The 21,915-nt window shown below is 68.2% G+C and carries 16 protein-coding genes, 7 pseudogenes and 1 riboswitch; of the genes and pseudogenes, 10 read left to right on the forward strand and 13 right to left on the reverse strand.

Going from position 1 to position 21,915, the window contains the following annotated elements:
• Window positions 1-151: 151 nt before the first annotated feature.
• A complete protein-coding gene (locus tag ACPEE0_RS17705; protein WP_009359627.1) occupies window positions 152-409 on the forward strand; it encodes a hypothetical protein in 258 nt (85 codons plus the stop codon).
• Window positions 410-542: 133 nt separating this feature from the next.
• Entirely contained in the window at window positions 543-719 is a 177-nt protein-coding gene (locus tag ACPEE0_RS17710) for a CsbD family protein (RefSeq protein WP_009359626.1), read from the forward strand.
• A 71-nt stretch (window positions 720-790) separates the two neighbouring features.
• On the opposite strand, the gene ACPEE0_RS17715 is transcribed toward ACPEE0_RS17710, so the two are convergent.
• The 6 genes and pseudogenes from ACPEE0_RS17715 to ACPEE0_RS17740 form a co-directional block, all read right to left on the reverse strand.
• On the reverse strand, window positions 791-1,594 hold the full coding sequence (locus ACPEE0_RS17715; RefSeq protein WP_354177395.1) for a glycosyltransferase: 804 nt from the start codon (window positions 1,592-1,594) through the stop codon (window positions 791-793).
• Window positions 1,591-3,005: pseudogene (locus ACPEE0_RS17720) on the reverse strand (PIG-L family deacetylase). The gene ACPEE0_RS17715 and the pseudogene ACPEE0_RS17720 overlap by 4 nt, the downstream one beginning before the upstream one ends.
• The gene (locus ACPEE0_RS17725; protein WP_424575300.1) at window positions 2,971-3,966 is read right to left on the reverse strand and encodes a hypothetical protein; all 996 of its coding nucleotides are present in this window, start codon (window positions 3,964-3,966) and stop codon (window positions 2,971-2,973) included. Before ACPEE0_RS17725 ends, ACPEE0_RS17720 begins: the two are co-directional and overlap by 35 nt.
• Window positions 3,967-4,101: 135 nt before the next feature.
• Window positions 4,102-4,581: a Dps family protein gene (locus ACPEE0_RS17730; RefSeq protein WP_009359622.1), complete on the reverse strand. Its 480-nt coding sequence runs from the start codon at window positions 4,579-4,581 to the stop codon at window positions 4,102-4,104.
• Window positions 4,582-4,717: 136 nt separating this feature from the next.
• Complete coding sequence (locus ACPEE0_RS17735; RefSeq protein WP_035753964.1) at window positions 4,718-5,395, reverse strand: O-methyltransferase; 678 nt, start codon at window positions 5,393-5,395, stop codon at window positions 4,718-4,720.
• Between the two features lie 73 nt (window positions 5,396-5,468).
• Window positions 5,469-5,793, reverse strand: a pseudogene (locus tag ACPEE0_RS17740) (thiamine-binding protein).
• A 142-nt stretch (window positions 5,794-5,935) separates the two neighbouring features.
• Between ACPEE0_RS17740 and ACPEE0_RS17745 the strand changes: the two are divergent.
• Window positions 5,936-6,598: a TetR/AcrR family transcriptional regulator gene (locus ACPEE0_RS17745; RefSeq protein ID WP_424574969.1), complete on the forward strand. Its 663-nt coding sequence runs from the start codon at window positions 5,936-5,938 to the stop codon at window positions 6,596-6,598.
• Between the two features lie 178 nt (window positions 6,599-6,776).
• Window positions 6,777-7,001 carry a hypothetical protein gene (locus ACPEE0_RS17750; protein WP_009359658.1) on the forward strand — a complete coding sequence of 75 codons (225 nt, stop codon included), beginning with the start codon at window positions 6,777-6,779 and terminating at the stop codon, window positions 6,999-7,001.
• A 306-nt stretch (window positions 7,002-7,307) separates the two neighbouring features.
• Here the strand turns inward: ACPEE0_RS17750 and ACPEE0_RS17755 are convergent, their stop codons facing one another.
• From ACPEE0_RS17755 to ACPEE0_RS17775, 5 genes and pseudogenes are all read right to left on the reverse strand, one after another.
• The gene (locus ACPEE0_RS17755; protein ID WP_009359656.1) at window positions 7,308-7,562 is read right to left on the reverse strand and encodes a hypothetical protein; all 255 of its coding nucleotides are present in this window, start codon (window positions 7,560-7,562) and stop codon (window positions 7,308-7,310) included.
• 114 nt (window positions 7,563-7,676) lie between these two features.
• Window positions 7,677-7,987: pseudogene (locus tag ACPEE0_RS17760) on the reverse strand (AzlD domain-containing protein).
• A pseudogene (locus ACPEE0_RS17765) lies at window positions 7,984-8,764 on the reverse strand (AzlC family ABC transporter permease). The pseudogenes ACPEE0_RS17760 and ACPEE0_RS17765 overlap by 4 nt, the downstream one beginning before the upstream one ends.
• A gap of 58 nt (window positions 8,765-8,822) precedes the next feature.
• The gene (locus tag ACPEE0_RS17770) at window positions 8,823-10,169 is read right to left on the reverse strand and encodes a CoA transferase (protein ID WP_354177390.1); all 1,347 of its coding nucleotides are present in this window, start codon (window positions 10,167-10,169) and stop codon (window positions 8,823-8,825) included.
• 7 nt (window positions 10,170-10,176) lie between these two features.
• Window positions 10,177-11,076: a glycerophosphodiester phosphodiesterase gene (locus tag ACPEE0_RS17775; protein ID WP_424574970.1), complete on the reverse strand. Its 900-nt coding sequence runs from the start codon at window positions 11,074-11,076 to the stop codon at window positions 10,177-10,179.
• A gap of 49 nt (window positions 11,077-11,125) precedes the next feature.
• On the opposite strand from ACPEE0_RS17775, the pseudogene ACPEE0_RS17780 reads away from it, so the two are divergent.
• Window positions 11,126-12,473, forward strand: a pseudogene (locus ACPEE0_RS17780) (DUF445 domain-containing protein).
• Window positions 12,474-12,510: 37 nt separating this feature from the next.
• On the opposite strand, the gene ACPEE0_RS17785 reads toward ACPEE0_RS17780, so the two are convergent.
• Window positions 12,511-13,260 carry a LamB/YcsF family protein gene (locus tag ACPEE0_RS17785; RefSeq protein ID WP_424574971.1) on the reverse strand — a complete coding sequence of 250 codons (750 nt, stop codon included), beginning with the start codon at window positions 13,258-13,260 and terminating at the stop codon, window positions 12,511-12,513.
• Window positions 13,244-14,052: pseudogene (locus ACPEE0_RS17790) on the reverse strand (hypothetical protein). Before ACPEE0_RS17790 ends, ACPEE0_RS17785 begins: the two are co-directional and overlap by 17 nt.
• A 206-nt stretch (window positions 14,053-14,258) precedes the next feature.
• Window positions 14,259-14,359: riboswitch (glycine riboswitch) on the forward strand.
• 160 nt (window positions 14,360-14,519) lie between these two features.
• Between ACPEE0_RS17790 and gcvP the strand changes: the two are divergent.
• From gcvP to ACPEE0_RS17815, 5 genes and pseudogenes are all read left to right on the forward strand, one after another.
• Window positions 14,520-17,372: an aminomethyl-transferring glycine dehydrogenase gene (gene gcvP / locus ACPEE0_RS17795; protein WP_424574972.1), complete on the forward strand. Its 2,853-nt coding sequence runs from the start codon at window positions 14,520-14,522 to the stop codon at window positions 17,370-17,372.
• Between the two features lie 67 nt (window positions 17,373-17,439).
• On the forward strand, window positions 17,440-18,573 hold the full coding sequence (gene gcvT, locus ACPEE0_RS17800) for a glycine cleavage system aminomethyltransferase GcvT (protein ID WP_354176598.1): 1,134 nt from the start codon (window positions 17,440-17,442) through the stop codon (window positions 18,571-18,573).
• An 85-nt stretch (window positions 18,574-18,658) separates the two neighbouring features.
• Complete coding sequence (gcvH, locus tag ACPEE0_RS17805) at window positions 18,659-19,042, forward strand: glycine cleavage system protein GcvH (RefSeq protein ID WP_009359669.1); 384 nt, start codon at window positions 18,659-18,661, stop codon at window positions 19,040-19,042.
• Entirely contained in the window at window positions 19,039-20,361 is a 1,323-nt protein-coding gene (gene glyA / locus ACPEE0_RS17810) for a serine hydroxymethyltransferase (protein ID WP_009359670.1), read from the forward strand. Before gcvH ends, glyA begins: the two co-directional genes overlap by 4 nt.
• Before the next feature lie 78 nt (window positions 20,362-20,439).
• Window positions 20,440-21,896: pseudogene (locus ACPEE0_RS17815) on the forward strand (L-serine ammonia-lyase).
• Window positions 21,897-21,915: the final 19 nt, after the last annotated feature.

Raw genomic sequence — 21,915 nt, forward strand, 5'->3', positions numbered from 1 at the left:
CACTTGGCAGCGCCTCAATTCGGTGGCCTAACTGGACAAAGTGATCCGTACTGCAATACTTTCTTGATTACTCTGCTGGCCCCGGTCCCCGGTGCCGGCAGGGCCGCTGAAGCAGATACGGCGGCATCACGGTCGACCCTAATGAGCGGACATGCCTGCTAACCACTTTGAAGAATTTCTTGCCGAAGCAGTTGTTCCGGACAGGGAGCCCGGCCTGGGCCTTGGACGCGACGAACTTTACGGCCTCTACACCAGCTGGTGCCTCATCCATAAAGCACAGCTTCAGTCACCGGATGCACTCTGGGACGCCCTCGCGGAACACGGAATCAACCCGGACAGCAACAACCTGTCCATGACCGGGCCGGCGGCCGCCGACTACATCGTGGCCAGCGCACCGCCGCTGGTCTGATCCTTCCGGTTTCCACGTATGTGCAGGTCAAGGGCGGGACAGCCCCTGTTGGAGCGTCCCGAGTCTGGCTAGCATGGGATTATGGCCGGCGGGCATCATGGTCCGCCGGCCACCAGCCGAAGGGAGCAATGCCATGGGTTTGGATGACAAGATCGACAACGCCGCCGAGAAGATGGGCGGCAAAGCCAAGGAGGCCGCCGGCCGGGCCACGGACGACGAAAACCTCCGGGCCGAGGGCGAAATGGACCAGACAAAGGCCGACCTGAAACAGGCGGGCGAGAAGGTCAAGGACGCCTTCAAGAAGGACTAGGTCCACGCGCAAGGGTGCTGCCGCATGGTGCGGCAGCACCCTTTCGCTTGCCCGGGTCCAGTGCGCGTGCTTCACAACGCCGCAACCCCCACCGCTCCCCCGCAGTCCCCGGCAAGGGTCCGCAGGTAGGCTGCGAAGCCGCGGGGAGCCCTCGCCGCTGTCCGCCCCGAGGTCACCACCCGGTTGCTGTCCGTGGCATGGATGGCTGCCCCGGCCGCCCGGAGCCGGGCCACGAGGGTCCGGTCTTCGTCGTACTCGTGACGCGGAAAACCTCCGGCTGCCCGATAGGCGGAGGCCCGGACGCCCAGGTTGGCCCCGTACACGTGCGGATGGTTTTCCACGAACGGGTGCCGCAGGTGCCAGCGCCTCAGCAGTTCCGGATCCATTCCGTCCGCATCGGGTTCCACGGCGCCCAGGACAACATCCGCGCCGGCAGCCGCGAGTTGGAGCTGGCGCACCAGCCAGTCCGCTGGGACGCGCGTGTCGGCGTCGGTATTTGCTATCCAGGTTCCGGAGGCCGCCCTGGCGTCCGGCACGGCCTGGGCCCAGAGTGCCTGGATTCCGGCCCGCCGGCTCCGCCCGACACTGCGGTAGGCAACCTCCATGGTGCCGAACCGGCCGTCGCCGGCCGTGAACTTCCGGGCGAGGAAGGACGAGTTGTCCGTGCAGGAGTCCAGGACCAGCATGGCGCGGACGATGATGCCGGGTTGCTCGGCCTGCAGGACGTCGACGGCGGCACGGACACTGGCGATTGAGCCCTCCAGGTGCCACTCCTCGTTGTGTGCGGGGACAACCACCATGACGGAGCCGACGTCGGGATGGTCCGGGCAGGCGAAGGAAAGGGAAGCAGCGCATTCGCAGCCCACGGTGGTCATCGCCGCTCCCCCGGCCGGATACTGGCGGGCGCCACCAGCGTTTCCAGGACGAAATCGCGTTCGCGGTGGAGCCCGGCGGGCTTCCATCCGGGCCTCTTCCTTGCCAAGGCGTGGACCGTGTCGCCGTCGAGCTCCCAGCCGTCCACCGGGTGCCGCCAGTGGCAGAGGAGCAGTGTCCCGCCAGGCTCGAGGGATGCTTCAATCCTGTCCCACAGCACGGAAAGCTCATCGGCGGCGAGGTAATAGCCCACCTCGGACACCACCACCAGGTCGAACTTTCCTTCGGGCCAGGCCTGGGGCACCACCAGCTGGCGGAGCCCGACATGAGGCAGTCCGGCCAGCCGCCTGGCTGCCAGCTGCAGGGCCGTCCCGCTCGCGTCCACAGCCAGGAGGTTGCGGCAGCGGCCTGCGAGTTCCGCGGTCAGGGTTCCGATCGAGCATCCCACTTCCAGCCCCGACCCGTACGTCTCCGCAGGCAGTGCGGCCAGCGTCAGGGCACGTTTCCGCCGCTCATACCAGCTGGACGTGTAGTTCCACGGGTCTTCGGACCGCCCGTGGACGTCATCGAAAACCCGTTCGGCGTCGGTGCTTCGGCGGGAGCCTGCCGGGGTCTCCCGTGGCGGCGTCCAGGCGAACATTTCGTAGCCACGGGTGAAGTGGCCCAGGAATCCCTCGCCCAGCAGGGCCTCGTCCCCCGCTGCAGGCGACAGCGGACGGACCTGGGATGAGTGCGCCTGCAGGGCCTGGTTCTTGGCCGCCCGGGCCGTCGCGTCCAGCGGGAACCGCAGCCAGTCCTGCCAGTCCGCGTGGTCCGGAGTGGCCCACAGCCAGTACCAGATGGGGTACTCGAGCAGGCCGTGGCCGTCCTGGCGGGCAACCTCAGCGGAGACAGCGCCCAGGGCGTCGTGGTCGGCGTGGCCGTCGGCACGGTAGGGAGCAACCAGGACCAGCGAGCCAGGGTTTCCCCGAAGCCTGCGGCCGGCATCGCGGATGGCCGCGGCGATGGTGTCCGCGTGCATGCCCAATCCCTTGTCCGGCAGCCCCAGGAAGTGCCAGCGGTCCTGGAGGCCCAAGGCAGCCATGGCTTCGGAGAACTCCCTGATCCGGACAGCGGCAAGTTCCTCCGGCGTATGGGTCGGGGAGTCAGGGTGCGAGCCTTCGCCGGCTGTGCACAGCAGGACTTCCACTGCTGCGCCCGTGGCCTGCAGGGAGGCGAGCAGGCCGCCGGCGCCGAGGGTTTCATCATCGGGATGGGCAGCGAGGACCACGAAGCGCAGGGCTGCGAGTTCGTCCGGCCCAGGGGCAGTTCGGGCGCCACCGGCAGGCCGCTAGCCTCCCAGGCGGCTTCTTCCGTTCCCTGGTCGGTGTGGAGAAGGTCACCACGCGCAGTCGCCCTTGAGCGCGAGCGCACCCAGGTGCGCGTCGTCGCGGCCGCCATGGTGCTGCCGGACGTAGAGGGCAAGGTCCGCCGTGCGCTTGGCGTACTGCTCATCGAAGGCCAGCGGGGCCGGTCCCCGGTTGGAACCGACGAGGTGCAGGACCCGCTCCACCGCTGCCGCAACGGTGCCGCGTACCCGCAAGGCCTCGCTCCAGGCGCTCCGGCCTTCCTCCGTGCCGAGGCTTCCCTCGTCGATCGCGTGGGCGGTCCGGGCAAGGTACTGGAGGGCCGAGGCCAGGATCCGGTCCACCTCGCCCAGGGAGGCGAGCGCCAGCTGGTCCGGTTCGCGTCCCGCATCTGCCCCGGCCAGCAGGGCGCGGCGGTAGTCCCGGGCCACCCCAACCGCTCCGCCGAGCCAGCACGCGGCAACGCCCATGCCGCCCCAGGCGAAGCCGGGCCGGCTGAAGTACCAGCCGGCGGTGCCGACCGCTGCCGCGGGGACCTGGTCGAAGTGGACTGTGCCACTGGGGATCTCCCGGAGCCCGCGGGCAATCCACCCCGGCTCGTCACAGGCCACTCCGCTGTGTTTGAGGTCCACGGCGAAAGCTGCCCTGCCGCCGTCGCCGGTGTGTGCCGTGACGACGGCGTGCTGCAGCAGACCCGCCAGGGAACACCACGGCTTGGAGCCGGTGAGGAGGACGCCGGGGCCGGAGCCTTCTGCCCGGAGGAGCATCCCTGGCCCTTCAGCCGCAAAGACGCCCCAACTGCGGTCCAGCCCGTACGGCGCCCCGGCCTGGTGGAGGATGGCCAGGGCATCAAGGTGGGGCTCGAAGACCCGGCCTGCCGCCACGTCCACAGCGGTGACGGATGCCAGCAGTTCCCACAGCAGGGCAGTGTTCCCTTCGCCCGGCCGAGGCCAGCTGCGGCCCGCGTCAGCAGCAAGGCGGAGCAGCGCGGGCACGTCGCCCACGCTGCGCTGCACGGCCTGGAGCAGCGGCGTCCATCCTGCAAGATCTTCCGGCGGGGACGCCAGGCGGACCGGACGGAGCGGGCCTCCGGTTCCGTCCGGTCCGCCGGCTTCGCTGTGGAGCTGATCCGCTTTTTTGTGGACCGCCTGCCCGACTGCCACCTATTTGGCGGCCGGCTCGGTGACGGAGGCGGTGGGGGACATGGTTTCCGCGTTGACCATCCAGGCCAGCTGTTCCAGTCGCTCGATGGCTGCGTGGAGCAGGTCAGCGCTGGTGGGGTCTTCGTCGTCGACGTCGTCGTGGACGTCGCGCATCGTCTGCACCGTGCGCTCCAGCCTCGCGGTGATCAGCTTGACGGTGTCCTTAGTGGACGTGAGGCCCTCGGGGAACTCGTCCAGCCTGTTGTCGGCCGAGACCGTGCTGCTGCGCCCGTCAGGCAGGGCGTGCAGGGCCCGCATCCGTTCGGCGGTCTGGTCCGCGAAAAGCCGGGCCGCAGCGATGATCTCGTCGAGCTGCAGGTGAAGGTCGCGGAAGTTCGTGCCCACGAGGTTCCAGTGGGCCTGTTTTCCCTGCAGGTGCAGCTCAATCAGGTCGGTGAGGACCATCTGCAGGTTGCTGGCAAGGGTGGGTGACGCTTTCATCAAGTACCTCCGATGCGGCCTGGCCGGCTGCCCTTCAGCCGGACCTCATTCTAAGCATACTTAGTAATGGGCCAGCCACTGCCGCTGCCAGGATGTCGCTGCCGGGCTGCTGCCCATGCCTGTCGGGACAATACAGCTAGCTGATCCTCGCGAGCGCGAAGCCGTCCCATCCCTTGGAACCGACCGTCTGGATGACGGTGGCATCAAGCCTGGGGTGCTCCCCCAGCAGCTTGAGGGCGTCCACAATGCCCGGGGCGTTGACCGGGTCCAGGTCAGGATCCAGGATGGCACCCTCCCAGACGGTATTGTCCAGGACCACGGTGGCGCCGGGCCGGCCCAGCCGCACCGCCCAGTCCAGGTACCGGCTGTTGTTCTCCTTGTCCGCGTCGATGAAGATGAAGTCGAACGGCTCGCGGCCCTCCTCTGCGAGTGCTGCCAGGGTTTCCAGCGCGGGCCCCAGCCGGATCTCCACCTTCTCGCCCAGACCGGCAAAATCGATGTTGGCCCAGGCTACTTCCGCGTGCTTGGGAAGGAATTCGCAGGTGACCACCGTGCCGTCCTCGGGAAGCCCCCGGCCGATCCAGATGGTGCTGAAACCGGCAAGCGTCCCGATTTCGAGGACGCGGCGGGCACCGGACAGCTGAACCAGGAGCTTGAGGAGCTTACCGGCATTTGGCGCCACCTCGATGGCTGGCATCCCCGCCTCCGCGGCGGAACTGATGGCCTGCTCCAGGGCCGGGTCCGGATGGACCACCACGCGTGTCAGGAACTCTTCAGCTGCCGTCCACTCCGGCCGGGGTTTGTGCTCGAACATTGCCACAGTTTGGCACGGGCGGACTTGCTGGTCCAGAGAATCAGCCGGACTGCGGGGCACCGCAACGGAAGTGTCAGGAACCGTCCGCCAGGGCGCCCTCCAGGCGCTCCACCTTGGCGGTGAGCTCTCCTGTGTATCCGGGCCGGATGTCTGCCTTGATCACCAGGGATACCCGGCTGCCGTAACGCCCTACCGCTTCGGTGGCGCGCTTGACGACGTCGAAGACCTCATCCCATTCGCCTTCGATGGTGGTGAACATCGAGTCCGTCTGGTTGGGAAGTCCCGACTCGCGGACGATCTTCACGGCGGCGGCAACGGCATCGTGGACGGAGGCGTCACCCGGGCGGGAACCTTCGGCGGGGGGTGCCGGACGGGGCAACAGAAAACGCAAGCAACATGGTGCCAGTTTGCCACGCCGCCAGCCCGCGAAACGGGCAGCGCGGGCAGCGAAACGGGCAGCGCGGGCAGCGCCGCCGTCACATAAGCTCCTACCCTTCAGTAACGGTGAAGGTGCGCAGCCGCGTTGCTAACCTTTTGGGCATGAGCCTCGCAGTCGCCCGCAAGCCCCTCCGCGCCGACGCAGCGCGGAACGTGGACAAGATCATCACGGCGGCGCGCCAGTGCTTCCGGGAATTCGGCCCGGACGTACCCCTGCAGACCATCGCAATGACCGCAGGCGTAGGCCCAGCCACCCTCTTCCGGAACTTTGCGGACAAGGAGGAGCTCGTCCTCGCGGCCTTGAACCGCCAGCTCCGGCTCACCGTCGATCCCGTGATCGAAGGCGCGCTGGCCGATATTGACGCCGCCGCCGGCCTGTTCCGGGTGATGGAGTCCCTCATGGATGCCTCCAGCGCCGACGCCAACCTGTTGGGCGCCGTGGCGGGCAGGCGGGAACTGCTGACGGGCATCACCGGGTCCCTCATGGAATCCATCAGCGTCCTGCTGGTGCGCGGGCAGGGGCAGGGAAGCCTTCGGCCCGACATCTCCATGACGGACATGTTCCGGCTGCTCGCCATGCTGATCGGCGTGGTGGACACCATGGAACCAGGATCCGATGCGTGGCGTCGGCCGCTGGCCCTGGTGGAGGACGCTATCCGCACCACCCGGCCCGCGCGGCCCCTGCCGCCGCACGTCCCGGTGCCGGCCGCAACCACCCCGGCCGCGCTGCCCCTGGCCGCGCTGGAGGACCCTGAACTGGGGTAGGTTTTTGGATTTGCCCTGACCTGGCGGCCGCCGGTCCCCTCGCCGGGGGACCCATTGTGGCCCCCAGCCTTGTGCAATACACTTCAAGAGGGTTACGCAGCCAGCCTCTGGACATTCGAGATGGAGCGATCTCAATGATGCAGTTCCTGCATTTCCGGCGCCCACTGGCAGCGGCGCGATGAACAGTTCAAAGCTTTCGCACTACCTCAATAATCCGCGCGATCCGGAAGAAGTCCTGCCCACATTAACCGCGAATGAACTCGCGGACCTGCTGGACGCGCTCTACCAGAACCTTGACACGCCGGAACCCGAATTCGGCGCCCAGGCCTGGTACGACATGGCCGTCGAAGAAAGCTGCCGCAGGGCCGCACTGCGTGACGGCGCCGCCCACGGAGTGGCGTAGCACCGGGACTTTCCGCACCTATTCCCGCCCGCCGCCCGGCCCCCCGATGACCACGGTTTTCGTTGGGGACATGGCCCTTCGCTTCCAGGAGATGCTGCTGCAGTTTCTCCTCGGCGTCCCTGCGCCGCCGCGCGGTATCCCGCATTTCCCGGGTGGACTCGGCGCCCCGGGGCTCACGGTAGCCGGGCCGGCGCCTGCCTGACCGCTCCCCCGCGGGTTGGGATTCTGCGTTCATCTCGGTTCCTCCTTTGGCCGCCAAGGGGGCGTTGCAGCCGCTCTCCGGACTTTGGCTGTCCGGGCTGCGGGTCATCCGCTGGCCGCGTCCCCCCTCTTGCGGATTTCCCGCCGCACCAGGGCCTGCAGCGCTGGAACCGGCGACGACGGATCGGCCGTCAGGCCGGCGCGCAGCCTCTCGGCCAGCAGCTCAAGATCCTCCGGCGGGACGTCGGACAGGGCAGCAAATCGTGTGTAGAAGCGTTTGGCAGGAAGCCCCGCCCGCCGCCGGGCATCTTTTCGGGGCCGGCCGGCTCTTTCTCCGGCAGCGTGCAGCTGATTGTCCATGGTCGCCGTTCACAGGGAATTCAGTGGCCAACTGCATAGCCGCTCCCATAGTACAGCCGGGGACAGCCATTGGAAGTGACCTACGTCACCCGGCGCGGCCCCGGCGGTGGGCGGTCAATTCCAGCCCAACAGCCTCAGCAGCGCCGCCGTTCCCGCTCCGGCGAGCACCACCACCAGGAACGGGGCGCGCAGCGCCAGGGCCACCGCTGCCGCAGCCAGCGCCCCGAGCCGTGCGTCGGCGGCCAGCGACTGGCCCGATGCCACGGCATTGACCATGGTGAGGGAGGCGAGCAGCCCGATGGTCATGGTTCCTGCGATGCGCGACATCCGCGGATTCTCCAGGAAGCGGGCCGGCACAGGTAGCCCACCAGTTTCCAGGCATAGGCCAGTGCGCAGGCCACCAGCAGCCAGAACCAGAGGCTCATGCGCCTGCTCCCGGAACAGTCCCGTGATGGCCGCCGTCGTGCCTGCCGCCGTGGCCCCCGTCGTGCCGGTGGTGCTCCCGGTAAGGATCCACGTCGGGTTCCAGGCCCTCGTCGCTGCGTCCGTGACTGAACCAGCCAATGACTGCCGCCACGACGGCGGCCACCAGGATGGGCACGCCCGCCGGCACGAAGGGAACGGCAATAACCGTTGCAACAGCGCACACCACGGCAATGGCCACGGGCTCGCGGCCTTTGAGCCGGGGCCAGAGCAAGGCCAGGAAGGCGGCCACCGCGGCGCCGTCCAGGCCCGATCGCCGGGGTCCCCGAGGCCTGCGCCGGCCAGGGCGCCGACGGCGGTGAACAGGTTCCACAGCACGTAGATTCCGATGCCGGCTGCCCAGAATCCGCGGCGCTGCTCTGCCGGATCAGCCTGCCCGGTGCTGGTGGCCGTTGATTCGTCGATGGTCAGCTGGGCACCGACGTATTTCCGCCAGCCGGTGGGCCGAAGCAGCGCGTTCAGCTGCATCCCGTAGATGCCGTTGCGCATCCCCAGCAGCGTTGCCGCGCTCATGGCCGCGATGCCGGAACCGCCGCCTCCACCACGCCGATGAACGCGAACTGGGAGCCGCCGCTGAAGAGCAGGAGGCTGAGGGCCATGGTCTGCCAGAAGTTGAGCCCGGACGTGACCGACAGTGCCCCGAAGGACACCCCGTACAGCCCGGTGGCGATGCTGATGGAGATACCTACCCGGACGGCCGGTGATCCCAGGAGAATCATGGTCCAACTCAACCACAGCGAGGGCGGACGCTTGAAACCGGGCCGGCAGCTGCCGGGGTCAGGCCCAGGCCAGGGCGGAGCTGCCGTAGGGCGGGGGCGGATTGCGGTAATCGAGGGGCTGCCCGTCCAGCAGCAACGGCGGCGGGACGTACCGGAGCTCCCCGAAGGAGCTGTCCATGGTCCGGCAGTCCGGCGGCGCCAGTCCTGCTGCCGCGTCGTCGGTTCCGGGCAGGGAGAACAGCTCCGCGGCGGTCCTCGCCAGTGACAGCCGCGCGGTCCCGCCCAGGCCGGTACGACGGCGGCGGGCAAGGAGCGTGACAGCTGCGGCTGCCGCTCCGTACCCGGTGGCGTGGTCCAGCGCCTGGACGGGCAGGGCACCCGGGTGCCAGCCGTCGTCGTCGGTCCGGCCGTACAGGTCTGCTATGCCCGCAGCCGCCTGCACAATGCTGTCGAAGCCGCGCAGGCCGCTCCACGGCCCTGTTGCACCCCAGCTGTTCAGCGTGACCACGGCCAGCCCCGGGCGGGCCTCCAGCAGGTCCCCGGCCCCCAGTCCGAACCGGTCCAGCGCCCCCTGCCGGTAGCCGGTGACCACAACGTCGGCGGCCGCAAGGAGGTCGCGCAGCCGCTCCTGGTTTTCCGGGAGGGCCAGGTCCGCCTCGGCGCTGCGTTTGTCGAAGCAGGTGTCCACGAACTGGTCGGACAGTTCCGGCAGCCGGGGCGGGTCGATCCGCAGGACGTCCGCGCCGAGCGCAGCCAGGAGGCGCGTGGCCACCGGGCCGGCGATGACCCTGGTCAGGTCCAGGACACGGACGCCGGCAAGGGGCCGGGTGGTTTTCCCGTTAACGGCTGGAGGGCCTGCCGGCACAGGCTCCGGCGTCAGTATCCCGGCCAGGCCCATGGGTGTGGTTTCGCCGTCGGAGGACGTCAGGGAAATCCATGGGCCGGAACCGGCAGCCTCACCCATCGGGGAGGCCAGCCACTCGCTGCGGGTCCGGACGGCAGCAGCGATTCCGCCCGCTGACTGGATTGCTGCCTCCGCCTCAAGGGTCGCCATGGTCCGGAGCGCGGCATCCACCTGGGCCGGGGAGCGCGCGCCGAGGGCCTGCAGCAGGCGCTGCTCGTGGTGCGGGTAGTTGGCGTGGAGCCGGATCCAGCCGTCCCGAGTGCGCCGGAAGCCGGACAGCGGGGCAAACCCCTGCAGCTTCCGCCCGGCGATCCGCAGGTGCCCGGACGAATTGAAGGCGGCGGCGGTCAGCGCCGGCGTGGTGGAAAACCTTCCGCGCCCGCCGGTGTACCCGTCAAGGGCCGCGGCGGCGGCGGAAACGGCGCCCACGGCGAGGCCCTCCACGTCCAAGGGTCCGGCCCACCAGCGGCGGGGCCCGGCGTCGTCCGCCCGCTTGCCCACGGCCGGCCTACCGTCCCTGCGGCGAGGCCAGCTGGAGCTGGCTCAGGACCCGGGCGGGCACATTGGTGGTGAGTTCGTGGATCCCGAGTTCCTGGCAGAGGGCCACATCCTCCGGGGAGTCCACCGTCCAGACGCGGAACCGCCGGCAGGAAGCCAGCCAGCGCTTAATGGTTGCCGGATGCCCGCGGACATAATCGATGCCCGGCCCAGCCAACCCTGCCACACGGCCGTCCAGGATCCGCTCGCCTTCCAGCTGCGTGGCTTTCATCAGGTTGGCGATGGCCCCGCCGGTGATGGGGCCCAGGCCAAGCCCGCCGCGGATTTCGTGGATGTTGATGTCATCCACCAGCTGGCAGATGTATTGGGCGGGGACGGACCGGAGCAGGTGCCGGACGGAGTCCGGGCTGAAGCTCATGAAGGTCACCGCCACGTTGTCCACGGTGGAGCCGGCAGGGTCCCAGCCTTCCCGGCGCAGCAGCTCCAGGACCCTGTCCTCCAGCTTCAGCTGGTAGGGGCTTGGATGCTTCAGTTCGATGGCGAGCCTGACCGGCCGCCCGGCTCCCCGGAGGATGTCCAACAGTTCGGGCAGGGTGAGGAACTGCGCCGACCGGGCCCCGTACGCCTCCGGGATCCGCACGCCCTTCCACGACGAGAAATCGAGGTGCCGCAGTTCACGCAGTGTCCGCTCGGCCACCGGCCCCGTGCCGTCCGAGGTGCGGTCCAGGTTGGCGTCATGCAGCAGGACCACATGCTGGTCGCGGGTGAGGTGGACATCGCACTCAACGCCGTCGGCACCGTCCGCCAGTGCCTGCAGGTAGGCGGCCCGGGTATGTTCGGCGAAAGCGGCGCTCGCGCCGCGGTGCGCAAAAACCAGCGGCCGCTGCGGCAGTGGCTCCTCAATCGTCATGCAGACACGGTAGCCGACCCGGACCGAACTGCGGGGCTAGGCTTGGCACATGCAGGTGAACTCTGAGCCAACTACCCAGGAAGCACTCACCGGGCCCCCGCCTCAGGCGAAAGGCCGCCCCAGGGCGCGTGCCGCCGTCGTCCATCACCTCAGCCCGGGCGATGCCGAAAAGGCGGCAGCGCTGCGGAAAATGAAGCTGGTGGCCCTGGGCCTGCTGGTCGCCATGGCCGTGGTTTTTGTCGTCGCCTTTGCGCTGCAGGACGAGTACCCCTGGCTGCAGTACGTGCGGGCGGCCGCGGAGGGCGGCATGGTGGGAGCCCTGGCGGACTGGTTCGCCGTGACGGCGCTGTTCAAGTACCCGATGGGCATCAAGATCCCGCACACCGCAATCATTCCGCGGCGGAAGGACCAGATCGGCGCTTCGCTGGGCGAATTCGTGGAGACCAACTTCCTGTCCGAACAGGTGGTCCAGGAGAAGCTGGCCAGCGTCAACATCGCCCGCCGGGCCGGCGAATGGCTCGCCACGCCTGCCGGTGCCAACCGGGTGGCCAAGGAAGGCGCGGCGCTCATCCGCGGCGCGTTCAAGGTCCTGAACGACGACGACGTCCAGGCGGTCATCGAGGGCATGGTGCGCAAGCACCTGCTGGCTCCGCCGTGGGGACCTCCGGTGGGCAGGATGGCTGAGCGGATCTTCCACGACGGACACCACCACAAGCTCGTTGACCTGCTCGTGGACCGGGCAGCGGACTGGGTGGACGACAACCACGAAACCGTGACCCGGCTTGTTTCGGACCGCTCCCCCACCTGGGTGCCGCAGTTCGTGGACGGCCTGGTGGGCGACAAGGTGTACGTCGAAATCCTGAAGTTCGTCCGGGCCGTGCAGGCGGACCCGAACCACCAGGTGCGCCAGCAGATCGACAAGTACCTGAACGACCTCGCCCAGGACCTGCAGCACGATCCGGCCATGATCGCGCGCGCCGAAGACATCAAGGCCCAGGTCCTGGGGACCCCGAGGTCCGCGAACTCGCCTCCCGGACCTGGGGAACGGTGAAGAACGCCCTGCTGGGTGCCGTGGACGATCCGGACAGCGACCTGACCATCAAGTTCAAGGCCGCGGTCCGGGACTTCGGATCCCGGCTGGTCAACGATCCTGAACTCGACGGCAAGGTCAATCCGCCTGGATCGGCGACGCCGCCGGATACCTGGTGCGGACCTACCGCTCGGATATCGCCGGGGTCATCACCGACACCGTGGCGCGCTGGGACGCCGAGGAAACGTCGCAGAAAATCGAGCTCCAGGTGGGCAAGGACCTGCAGTTCATCCGGATCAACGGCACGGTGGTGGGGTCACTGGCCGGGCTGGCGATCTTCACGGCGGCGCAACTCGTCTTCGGCTGAGCGCCGCTGCCGGCGGAGGCCTGCCGCCTAGTGCCGCTTAGGCGAACGACTCCAGTTCAACGCCGGCAGCAACCAGGCCTGCCCGCACTCCCGCGGCCATCTCCACGGCGCCCGGGGTATCGCCGTGGATGCACAGCGAATCGGGCCGGACCTGCACCACTGTGCCGTCCACGGCCACCACTTCGCCCTTGGTGGCCATCCGGACCGCCCGCTCCACCACAGCATCGACGTCCTGCAGGACGGCGCCTTCCTGCGAGCGCGGGACCAACGTTCCGTCTGCCTGGTAGGCGCGGTCAGCGAAGGCTTCGACGAACACCGGGTGCCCGGCCTCCCGCGCCTGCTTCAGCAGTTCCGAACCCGGCAGCCCCAGGATGGGCAGCCCGGGATCGTAGGCGCTGACGGCTGCCACCACGGCCTCCGCCTGCCCGGCGTCGTGCACCAGCCGGTTGTAGAGCGCCCCGTGGGGCTTCACGTAGTCCACGGAGGCACCCACGGCGTGCGCAACACCGTCGAGCGCCCCCAGCTGGTACAGCACATCGCCGAACAGCTCATCGAAGCTGGCATCCAGCGAACGCCTGCCGAAGCCTGCCAGGTCCCGGTACCCCACGTGCGCACCGACAGTGACGTCGAGCTCGTAGGCTGCCCGGCAGCTGTCCAGCATGGTGATGGGGTCGCCGGCGTGGAACCCGCAGGCTACGTTGGCGCTGGTCACCAGCTGGAACATCGCAGCGTCGTCCCCCATCTTCCAGGAGCCGAATGATTCGCCGAGGTCAGCGTTGAGATCCAAAGGTGTTGCCTTCCAGCGTCTGCTTGTCAGGAGCTGCGGCTGCCGTCAGCTCCCCGGGGATGGTGTCCGGCATCGGGCCGAACGCTTCCTTGGCGTTCGAAACCACGGCGCGGCCCATCATGAGGTTACCCGCTCCGCCGACCACCGCCCCGATCCCGAAGGGCAGGGCCCGGCCGAACAGCGCCGTGCCCTGGCGCTTAAGCAGGTTCTTGAGGAAGGCCTTCTGGATCCGGTTCCGGATGCTGCTGAAGCCCGGCATCGGCAACGATTTGGACAGCACGCTGCCCCAGGCCCTGGTGGGTTCATTTCACGGCCTGCCACCTGGCCGCTCAGTGTGCTGAGGAGTGCGGTCCCCTCCTCACCCAGCATGATGGCCATAACCATGGTGCTGGCCTTCTCCGGGTTGGTCAGCCGGATGCCGTGGAGTTCGGCCAGCGAGGTGGCATACAGGGCTGTGGCTTCCAGGAATCCGACAGTGGCTGCAGCGGAAAGCCCCAGCGACGCCACCGTCCCCACACCGGGCACCGCGGCGGTGGCACCCACCACCGCCCCGCCGCCGGTGACGGCGCGCAGGTAGTCGCGCTCCAGGATGTCGGCCAGCTGGGCGGCGGTGGCACGCGGATGCCTCTTCTGCAGCCGCCGGACATAGGCCACCACGAACGGACGCTGGATTTCCACCGCCTTCAGCAGCATGTTGTGGACACCGGGCTTGGGATTGCCCTCGGCGTCGAACACCGCGTTGTGGGCGGTTTCCTGTGCGATTCGTACTGCGGGATTGCTGCGCCTGGCCATGGTCACCTCATTCAAATCGACCTGCAGCGGGAAGGCTGCCGTGCTCCTCCATCCTAAGTGGATCAACACTAAGCATGCTTAACTTCTGCGCCGTGGCCCGCCGCCCGAACCGCCTTTGCAACGGTGCTGCCGCGCCCCGATTTGCCAGCGGCCAGCAACAGCGTGTATCTTGTGAGCCGAATCACCCACATTTGAATACTGCCTTTCGAGCTGTGACGGGAGAGCCCTCCCGGACCACCACCGGACAGGCGCCGTAGGAGCAAATCCTCCCCAGGAATCTCTCAGGCCCATGTACCGTCACGGCGAGGCGACTCTGGAAAGCAGTCCGGTTTCCTGCCGGACTCACCGACGGTGCAAGAGTGCCCTGCCAAGAGCAGGTGTCCTCGGAATCTCTCAGGTCCAATACAGAGCGGGGAGGAACCCATCCATGCCGTGCCATTCGTGGCCGGCCAGACCTGGAGTTCCTCATGACGATTCAATCCAACCCATCGGCCTTTGCCGACCGCCATATCGGCGCGCGCCGCCAGGCCGACGTCGACACCATGCTCAAGGCCATCGGCTACGACAGCGTGGACGGGCTCGTGGACGTTGCCGTTCCGGGAGCCATCCGCCAGGAGCACGCGCTCCGGCTTGGCGGGGCCCTCAGCGAGGTGGAGGTCCTTGCCGAACTGCGCAGGCTCGCCGCCAGGAACAAGACTGCTGTCCAGATGATCGGGCAGGGCTACTACGACACCGTGACACCCCCGGTGATCCGCCGCAACATCCTGGAATCCCCGGCCTGGTACACCGCCTACACCCCGTACCAGCCCGAGATTTCGCAGGGCCGGCTTGAGGCCCTCCTGAACTTCCAGACCATGGTCCAGGACTTGACCGCCCTTCCGGTCGCAAACGCGTCGCTGCTGGACGAGGCCACCGCGGTTGCCGAGGCCGTCCTGCTGATGCGCAGGGCCAACAAAAACAAGGACGCCAAGGACGGCAAGACGGTGCTGGACGCCGACTGCCTGCCACAGACCATCGCCATCGTGCAGGGCCGGGCCGAGGCCCTGGGCTTCGACGTGGAGGTCGCCGATCTTTCCAAGGGCCTTCCCGACGGCGCCATCAACGGCATCGTCCTCCAGCAGCCCGGCGTGTCCGGCCGGGTCTGGGACCAGTCCGCGGCCATCTCGGCGGCCAAGGAGCGCGGCGCACTTGTCACGGTTGCCGCCGACCTGCTGGCCCTGACCCTGATCACCCCTCCCGGTGAGCAGGGTGCGGATATCGCCGTCGGCTCCACCCAGCGTTTCGGCGTCCCGCTGTTCTTTGGCGGCCCGCACGCCGCGTACATGGCGATCCGGACCGGCATGGAACGCACGCTTCCCGGCCGCATCGTCGGTGTCTCCAAGGACGACGCCGGCGCCCCCGCCTACCGTCTGGCCCTGCAGACCCGCGAACAGCACATCCGCCGCGAGAAGGCCACGTCCAACATCTGCACCGCCCAGGCGCTGCTGGCCATCGTGTCGTCCTTCTACGCCGTCTACCACGGCCCGGACGGGCTGAAGGCCATCGCCGAGCGGGTCAACCACAACGCCCGGATCCTCGCCACAGCGCTGGCGGCCGTGGGCCGGGAACTCGTCACCGATTCGTTCTTTGACACCCTCACCGTCCGCGTGCCGGGCAAGGCCCGCAAGGTCCTGACCGCCGCAGAGGCCCGGGGCATCAACCTCCGCTTCATCGACGAGGACACCGTGGGTGTCTCCATCGATGAGACGACGACGGCGGCAACGCTGTCCGCCGTTGCCGTCGCCTTCGGCGCCGGTCCCGTCGGGGACGCGCAGGGCTTCGAGCTGCCCGCAGCCGTGCTCCGCACTTCGGACTTCCTGCAGCATCCGGTGTTCAACACGCACCGGTCGGAGACCCAGCTGCTGCGGTATATCCGGAAGCTGTCCGACCGGGACCTGGCGTTGGACCGCACCATGATCCCGCTGGGTTCCTGCACGATGAAGCTGAACGCTACGGCCGAGATGGAAGCCATTTCGTGGCCGGAGTTCGCCTCGATCCATCCGTTCGCCCCGGATTCGCAGACCGAGGGCTGGCGTGAGCTGATCACGGGCCTGGAGGCTGATTTGGCCGAGATCACCGGGTATGACCAGGTGTCCATCCAGCCCAACGCGGGGTCGCAGGGCGAGCTCGCGGGCCTGCTGGCGATCCGCGGCTACCACCGCTCCCGTGGTGAGGGTCAGCGCAACGTGTGCCTGATCCCTGCCTCCGCGCACGGCACCAACGCCGCGTCGGCGGTGCTGGCCGGGATGAAGGTCGTCGTGGTGGCCACGGCGGCCGACGGCACGATCGACCATGCTGACCTGTACGCGAAGATCGAGGCGCATAAGGATGCCCTGTCGGCGATCATGATCACCTACCCGTCCACGCACGGGGTGTACGACGGGGATGTCCGTGAGGTCTGCGATGCCGTGCACGCCGCGGGCGGGCAGGTGTACATCGACGGCGCGAACCTGAACGCCCTGGTGGGCCTGGCGCAGCCGGGCAAGTTCGGCGGGGACGTCTCGCACCTGAACCTGCACAAGACATTCTGCATCCCGCACGGCGGCGGCGGACCCGGCGTCGGACCCGTCGCAGCGAAGGCGCACCTGGCGCCGTTTATGCCCGGTGATGCCAATAAGGCCGCTCATGAGGAAGGCCACGGCGTTGCCATCTCGGCGTCACGCTTTGGCTCTGCCGGTGTCCTCCCCATTTCGTGGGCGTATGTGAAGCTGATGGGCGGGCAGGGCCTGACCGAGGCCACCAAGTCGGCGCTGCTGGCGGCGAACTATGTGGCGTCCCGGCTGAACGAGTACTTCCCCGTGCTCTACACCGGCGAGGGCGGGCTCGTGGCGCACGAGTGCATCCTGGACCTGCGCGAGCTCACCGCGAAGACGGGGGTCACCGCGGAGGATGTGGCCAAGCGGCTCATCGACTTCGGCTTCCACGCCCCCACCCTGTCCTTCCCCGTGGCCGGGACGCTGATGGTGGAACCCACCGAGTCCGAGGACCTGGCCGAGATCGACCGGTTCATCGAGGCGATGATCACCATCCGCAAGGAAATCGACCAGGTGGCCGCCGGTGACTTCGCCGTGGCCGATTCCCCGCTGCGCCGGGCACCGCACACGGCAGCCGCCGTCGTGTCCTCCGACTGGGACCGTGCCTACCCGCGTGAGCAGGCCGCGTTCCCGGTCCACCACCTCCGGCAGGACAAGTACTTCCCGCCCGTCGGCCGGATCGACGGCGCCGCAGGCGACCGCAACCTCATCTGCTCCTGCCCGCCGCTCTCCGAGTTCGAAAACTGATTTCGGTGGTTGAGCCTGTCGAAACCCGGGTTTCGACAAGCTCAACCTCCGGCCCGAAAGGATCCCCATGACCGAGAACTACACCGCTCTCTACGAGCAGCACAAGAAAGCCGGCGCGTCCTTCACCGACTTCGGCGGCTGGCAGATGCCCCTCAAATACAACTCCGAGCTGGCCGAACACCACGCGGTCCGCAAGAGCGCGGGGCTGTTCGACCTCTCCCACATGGGCGAAGTCTGGGTCACCGGCCCCCAAGCCGCAGCATTCCTGGACTACGCCCTTGCGGGGAAGCTGTCCGCCGTGGCCGTGGGCAAGGCCAAGTACTCGCTGATCTGCGACGCCGACGGCGGCATCATCGATGACCTGATCTCCTACCGCCGAGCAGATGACCGCTACCTGGTGGTCCCCAACGCTGGCAACGCCACCGTGGTTGCCGCGGCACTGCGTGACCGGGCCGCGGGCTTCGACGTGGTCGTGGAGGACGCTTCAGCGGAAACCTCGCTGATTGCCGTGCAGGGCCCGGCAGCCCAGGCCATCCTGCTGGAACTCGTCCCGGCCGACCAGCACGCCCTGGTCACTGAGCTGAAGTACTACGCTGCCGTGGAGGCCGGCGTCGCGGTCAACGGCTCTGTCCAGGACCTGCTGATTGCCCGCACCGGCTACACCGGCGAGGACGGCTTCGAAATCTACATTCCCAACGTGGACGCACCCGCGCTCTGGGAGGCACTGCTCGCTGCCGGCGAAGAACACGGGCTGATCCCCGCAGGCCTTGCCGCCCGCGACTCACTCCGCCTCGAAGCCGGGATGCCCCTCTACGGCAACGAACTCTCGCGCCACGTCAACGCCTACGCTGCGGGACTCGGTCCGGTGGTTTCCCTTGCCAAGGAAAGCGACTTCGTGGGCAAGGAGGCGCTGGCTGCCATCAAGGCCGCAGGCGTCGGCTCCACCGTGGGCCAAAAGCTCGTGGGCCTCAAAGGCACCGGACGCCGTGCAGCCCGCGCGCACTACCCGGTCCTGCAGGACGGCACCCTGGTAGGCGAGGTGACCTCCGGCCAGCCGAGCCCCACCCTCGGCTACCCGGTGGCCATGGCCTATGTCGCCGTCGAACACTCCGCCCCCGGAACCGTCCTGGACATCGACCTCCGCGGCAAGCCCGAGCGCTTCGAAGTCGTCGAACTCCCCTTCTACAAGCGCAACAAGTAACCAGGCCTGGATCTCGACAGGCTCGATCACCGTCCCGGTGGTTGAGCCCGTCGAAACCCCTACACCAACAGAAAGACCGAAAATAATGAGCAAAGTTGTTGCTGAACTGAAGTACTCCGCCGAGCACGAATGGGTGGCTGCTGACGGATCCGGGCCTGCCGGAATCGGCATCTCCGCCGTCGCCGCCGATGCCCTGGGCGACATCGTCTACGTGGACCTGCCCGAGGTCGGCTCCACCGTGACCGCCGGCGAAACCTGCGGCGAGGTGGAATCCACCAAGTCCGTATCCGACCTGTACGCCCCGGTGACCGGTGAGGTCACCGAAATCAATGACGGCGTGGTCTCCGACCCAGCGCTGATCAACACCGACCCCTACGGCGCAGGCTGGCTCTTCAAGGTCGCCGTCACCGAGGAAGGCCCGCTTATGTCCGCCGAAGAGTACGCGGCAGCAAACGGCGGCGAGCTGTGAGCGCCCCGGCAGAAGTGGGCGCGTTCGAACAGGTGGCCTCCCCCAGCCTGAATGCGGACCTGTCCGCCCTGGACCCGGAGATCGCGGCCAAGATCGACGACGAACTGGGCCGCCAGCGCGACGGCCTGGAGATGATCGCCTCGGAGAACCACACCGCCGTCGCCGTCATGCAGGCACAGGGCTCCGTGCTCACCAACAAGTACGCCGAGGGCTACCCGGGCAAGCGTTACTACGGCGGCTGCGAGCACGTGGACGTCATCGAGCAGCTCGCCATCGACCGGATCAAGGCCCTGTTCGGCGCGGACTTCGCCAATGTGCAGCCGCACTCCGGCGCGCAGGCGAACGCCTCGGTGATGCACGCGCTGATCAAGCCCGGCGACACCATCATGGGCCTGAACCTGGCCCACGGCGGCCACCTGACGCACGGGATGAAGATCAACTTCTCCGGCAAGCTCTACAACGTGGTGCCGTACGGCGTCCGCGAGGACACCCACACCGTGGACATGGCCGAAGTGGAGCGCCTGGCCCAGGAAACCAAGCCGGCGCTGATCGTGGCCGGCTGGTCCGCGTACGCCCGGCAGCTGGACTTCGCCGAGTTCCGCCGCATCGCCGATTCCGTGGGCGCCTACCTCATGGTGGACATGGCCCACTTTGCCGGGCTGGTCGCCGCCGGGCTGCACCCCTCCCCCGTGCCGCACGCACACGTCACCACGTCCACCACGCACAAGACCCTCGCCGGTCCGCGCGGCGGGATCATCCTCAGCAACGACGCCGACATCGCCAAGAAGATCAACTCGGCTGTGTTCCCGGGCCAGCAGGGCGGGCCGCTGGAGCACGTCATCGCCGGCAAGGCCGTGGCGTTCAAGATCGCCGCGTCCTCCGAGTTCAAGGAGCGCCAGGAGCGCGTCCTCGCCGGCGCCCGGATCCTCGCCGAGCGCCTGGTCCAGCCCGACGTTGCCGCCAAGGGCATCACCGTGGTTTCCGGCGGCACCGACGTGCACCTGGTCCTCGTGGACCTGCGGAACTGCGAACTCGACGGCCAGCAGGCCGAAGACCGGCTCGCCGCGATCGACATCACCGTCAACCGCAACGCCGTCCCCTTCGACCCCCGCCCGCCGATGGTCACCTCCGGCCTGCGCATCGGCACCCCCGCACTGGCCACCCGCGGCTTCGGCGGGGACGCCTTCCGCGAGGTCGCGGACATCATCGCCGCGGCTTTGACGGCCGACGCCGACGCGGACCTTTCGGGGCTGCGTCACCGCGTCGAGGTCCTGGCGTCGGCGCATCCGCTCTACCCGGACGTGGCACCACTGTCCTGAACCCGGTTTCGACGGGCTCAACCACCGGTGGTTGAGCCCGTCGAAACCCCTTTCACATCTCCAGTAAGGAATCCCCTCATGGCAGTCGGCGTATTCGACCTTTTCTCTATTGGCATTGGTCCCTCAAGTTCTCACACTGTGGGGCCGATGCGGGCTGCTGCGGTGTTCGCGGAGGAGCTGAAGGCTTCGGGCGGGCTGGGTCCGTGGCGGGGTTGCGGGTTGATTTGTATGGGTCGCTGGCGGCGACGGGGCACGGGCACGGGACGATGACGGCCATCCTGCTGGGGTTGGAGGGGTTCCATCCGGAGTTGATCCTGCCCGGTGAGGTGGAGGAGCGGCTGGCCTCGATTGCGGAGACCGGGGTGTTGAACCTCGCCGGGGCCGGCGGGCAGGGTGTGCCGTTGCCGTACGGGGTGAAGGACATGGTCCTGCGGCCGTTGACGGTGCTGCCGCGGCACACGAACGGGATGACGTTTACGGTCACGGACGCGGCCGGGGAGGTGCTGCATGCGGCGACGTTCTTCTCGGTCGGTGGCGGGTTCATCGTCCGGGAAGGCGAAGAGGACGCCGCGCAGCAGGAACTTGAGGCCTCCAAGCAGGAACTGCCGTTGCCGTTCCGGACCGCTGCGGAACTGTTGGCGCACTGCCGGGACACCGGGCTGGGCATCGCCGATGTGATGCTGGTCAACGAGAAAGCCTCCCGGACCGGGGAGGAGATCCGGGCCGGGCTGTTGCAGATCTGGTCCGTGATGGAGAACTGCGTGGCCACGTCGCTGAAGCGGTCCGGGGTGTTGCCGGGCGGGTTGAACGTGCGCCGCCGCGCCCCGGACTGGTACGAACGACTCAAGAAGGAAAGCGCAAACCCCGGCGGCGACAGCCAGGACCGGGATGCTGCGTGGGACGCGGGCCCGTTCGATCCCAGGTACTGGCAGGAGTGGGTGAACCTGGTGGCGCTGGCGGTGAACGAGGAGAACGCGACCGGCGGCAGGGTGGTCACGGCGCCGACGAACGGGGCGGCCGGGATTATCCCGGCGGTGCTGTTCTACGCGCTGCATTTCGCGCCGGGCATGGACAAAGCCACCCGGCAGGACCGGGACGGTGTGGTGGTCAGGTTTTTGCTGGCCGCGGGCGCGGTGGGGGTGCTGTACAAGGAACAGGCCTCGATTTCCGGGGCGGAGGTCGGCTGCCAGGGCGAGGTCGGGTCGGCGTCGTCGATGGCCGCGGCGGGCCTGGCCGAGGTGATGGGCGGGTCCCCGGCGCAGGTGGAAAACGCCGCGGAGATCGCGATGGAACACAACCTGGGCCTGACCTGTGACCCGATCGGCGGGCTGGTCCAGGTGCCCTGCATCGAACGGAACGCGATCGCTGCCGCGAAAGCGATCAACGCCGCGAAAATGGCGCTCTGGGGCGACGGCACCCACCGCGTCTCCCTCGACGAAGTCATCATCACCATGCGCGAAACCGGCAAGGACATGAGCGACAAATACAAAGAAACCGCCATGGGCGGCCTCGCCGTCAACGTCGTCGAATGCTGAACCCCAACAAAGGAAACAA

It is taken from the genome of Arthrobacter sp. SD76 (assembly GCF_049726125.1).
Classification (GTDB): Bacteria; Actinomycetota; Actinomycetes; order Actinomycetales; family Micrococcaceae; genus Arthrobacter; species Arthrobacter nitrophenolicus.

Coding starts and splice junctions, on each gene's coding strand:
- ACPEE0_RS17705 (WP_009359627.1), top strand. CDS start 152: ATGCCTGCTAACCACTTTGAAGAATTTCTTGCCGAAGCAGTTGTTCCG.
- ACPEE0_RS17710 (WP_009359626.1), top strand. CDS start 543: ATGGGTTTGGATGACAAGATCGACAACGCCGCCGAGAAGATGGGCGGC.
- ACPEE0_RS17715 (WP_354177395.1), bottom strand. CDS start 1,594: ATGACCACCGTGGGCTGCGAATGCGCTGCTTCCCTTTCCTTCGCCTGC.
- ACPEE0_RS17730 (WP_009359622.1), bottom strand. CDS start 4,581: ATGAAAGCGTCACCCACCCTTGCCAGCAACCTGCAGATGGTCCTCACC.
- ACPEE0_RS17735 (WP_035753964.1), bottom strand. CDS start 5,395: ATGTTCGAGCACAAACCCCGGCCGGAGTGGACGGCAGCTGAAGAGTTC.
- ACPEE0_RS17745 (WP_424574969.1), top strand. CDS start 5,936: ATGAGCCTCGCAGTCGCCCGCAAGCCCCTCCGCGCCGACGCAGCGCGG.
- ACPEE0_RS17750 (WP_009359658.1), top strand. CDS start 6,777: ATGAACAGTTCAAAGCTTTCGCACTACCTCAATAATCCGCGCGATCCG.
- ACPEE0_RS17755 (WP_009359656.1), bottom strand. CDS start 7,562: ATGGACAATCAGCTGCACGCTGCCGGAGAAAGAGCCGGCCGGCCCCGA.
- ACPEE0_RS17775 (WP_424574970.1), bottom strand. CDS start 11,076: ATGACGATTGAGGAGCCACTGCCGCAGCGGCCGCTGGTTTTTGCGCAC.
- gcvP (WP_424574972.1), top strand. CDS start 14,520: ATGACGATTCAATCCAACCCATCGGCCTTTGCCGACCGCCATATCGGC.
- gcvT (WP_354176598.1), top strand. CDS start 17,440: ATGACCGAGAACTACACCGCTCTCTACGAGCAGCACAAGAAAGCCGGC.
- gcvH (WP_009359669.1), top strand. CDS start 18,659: ATGAGCAAAGTTGTTGCTGAACTGAAGTACTCCGCCGAGCACGAATGG.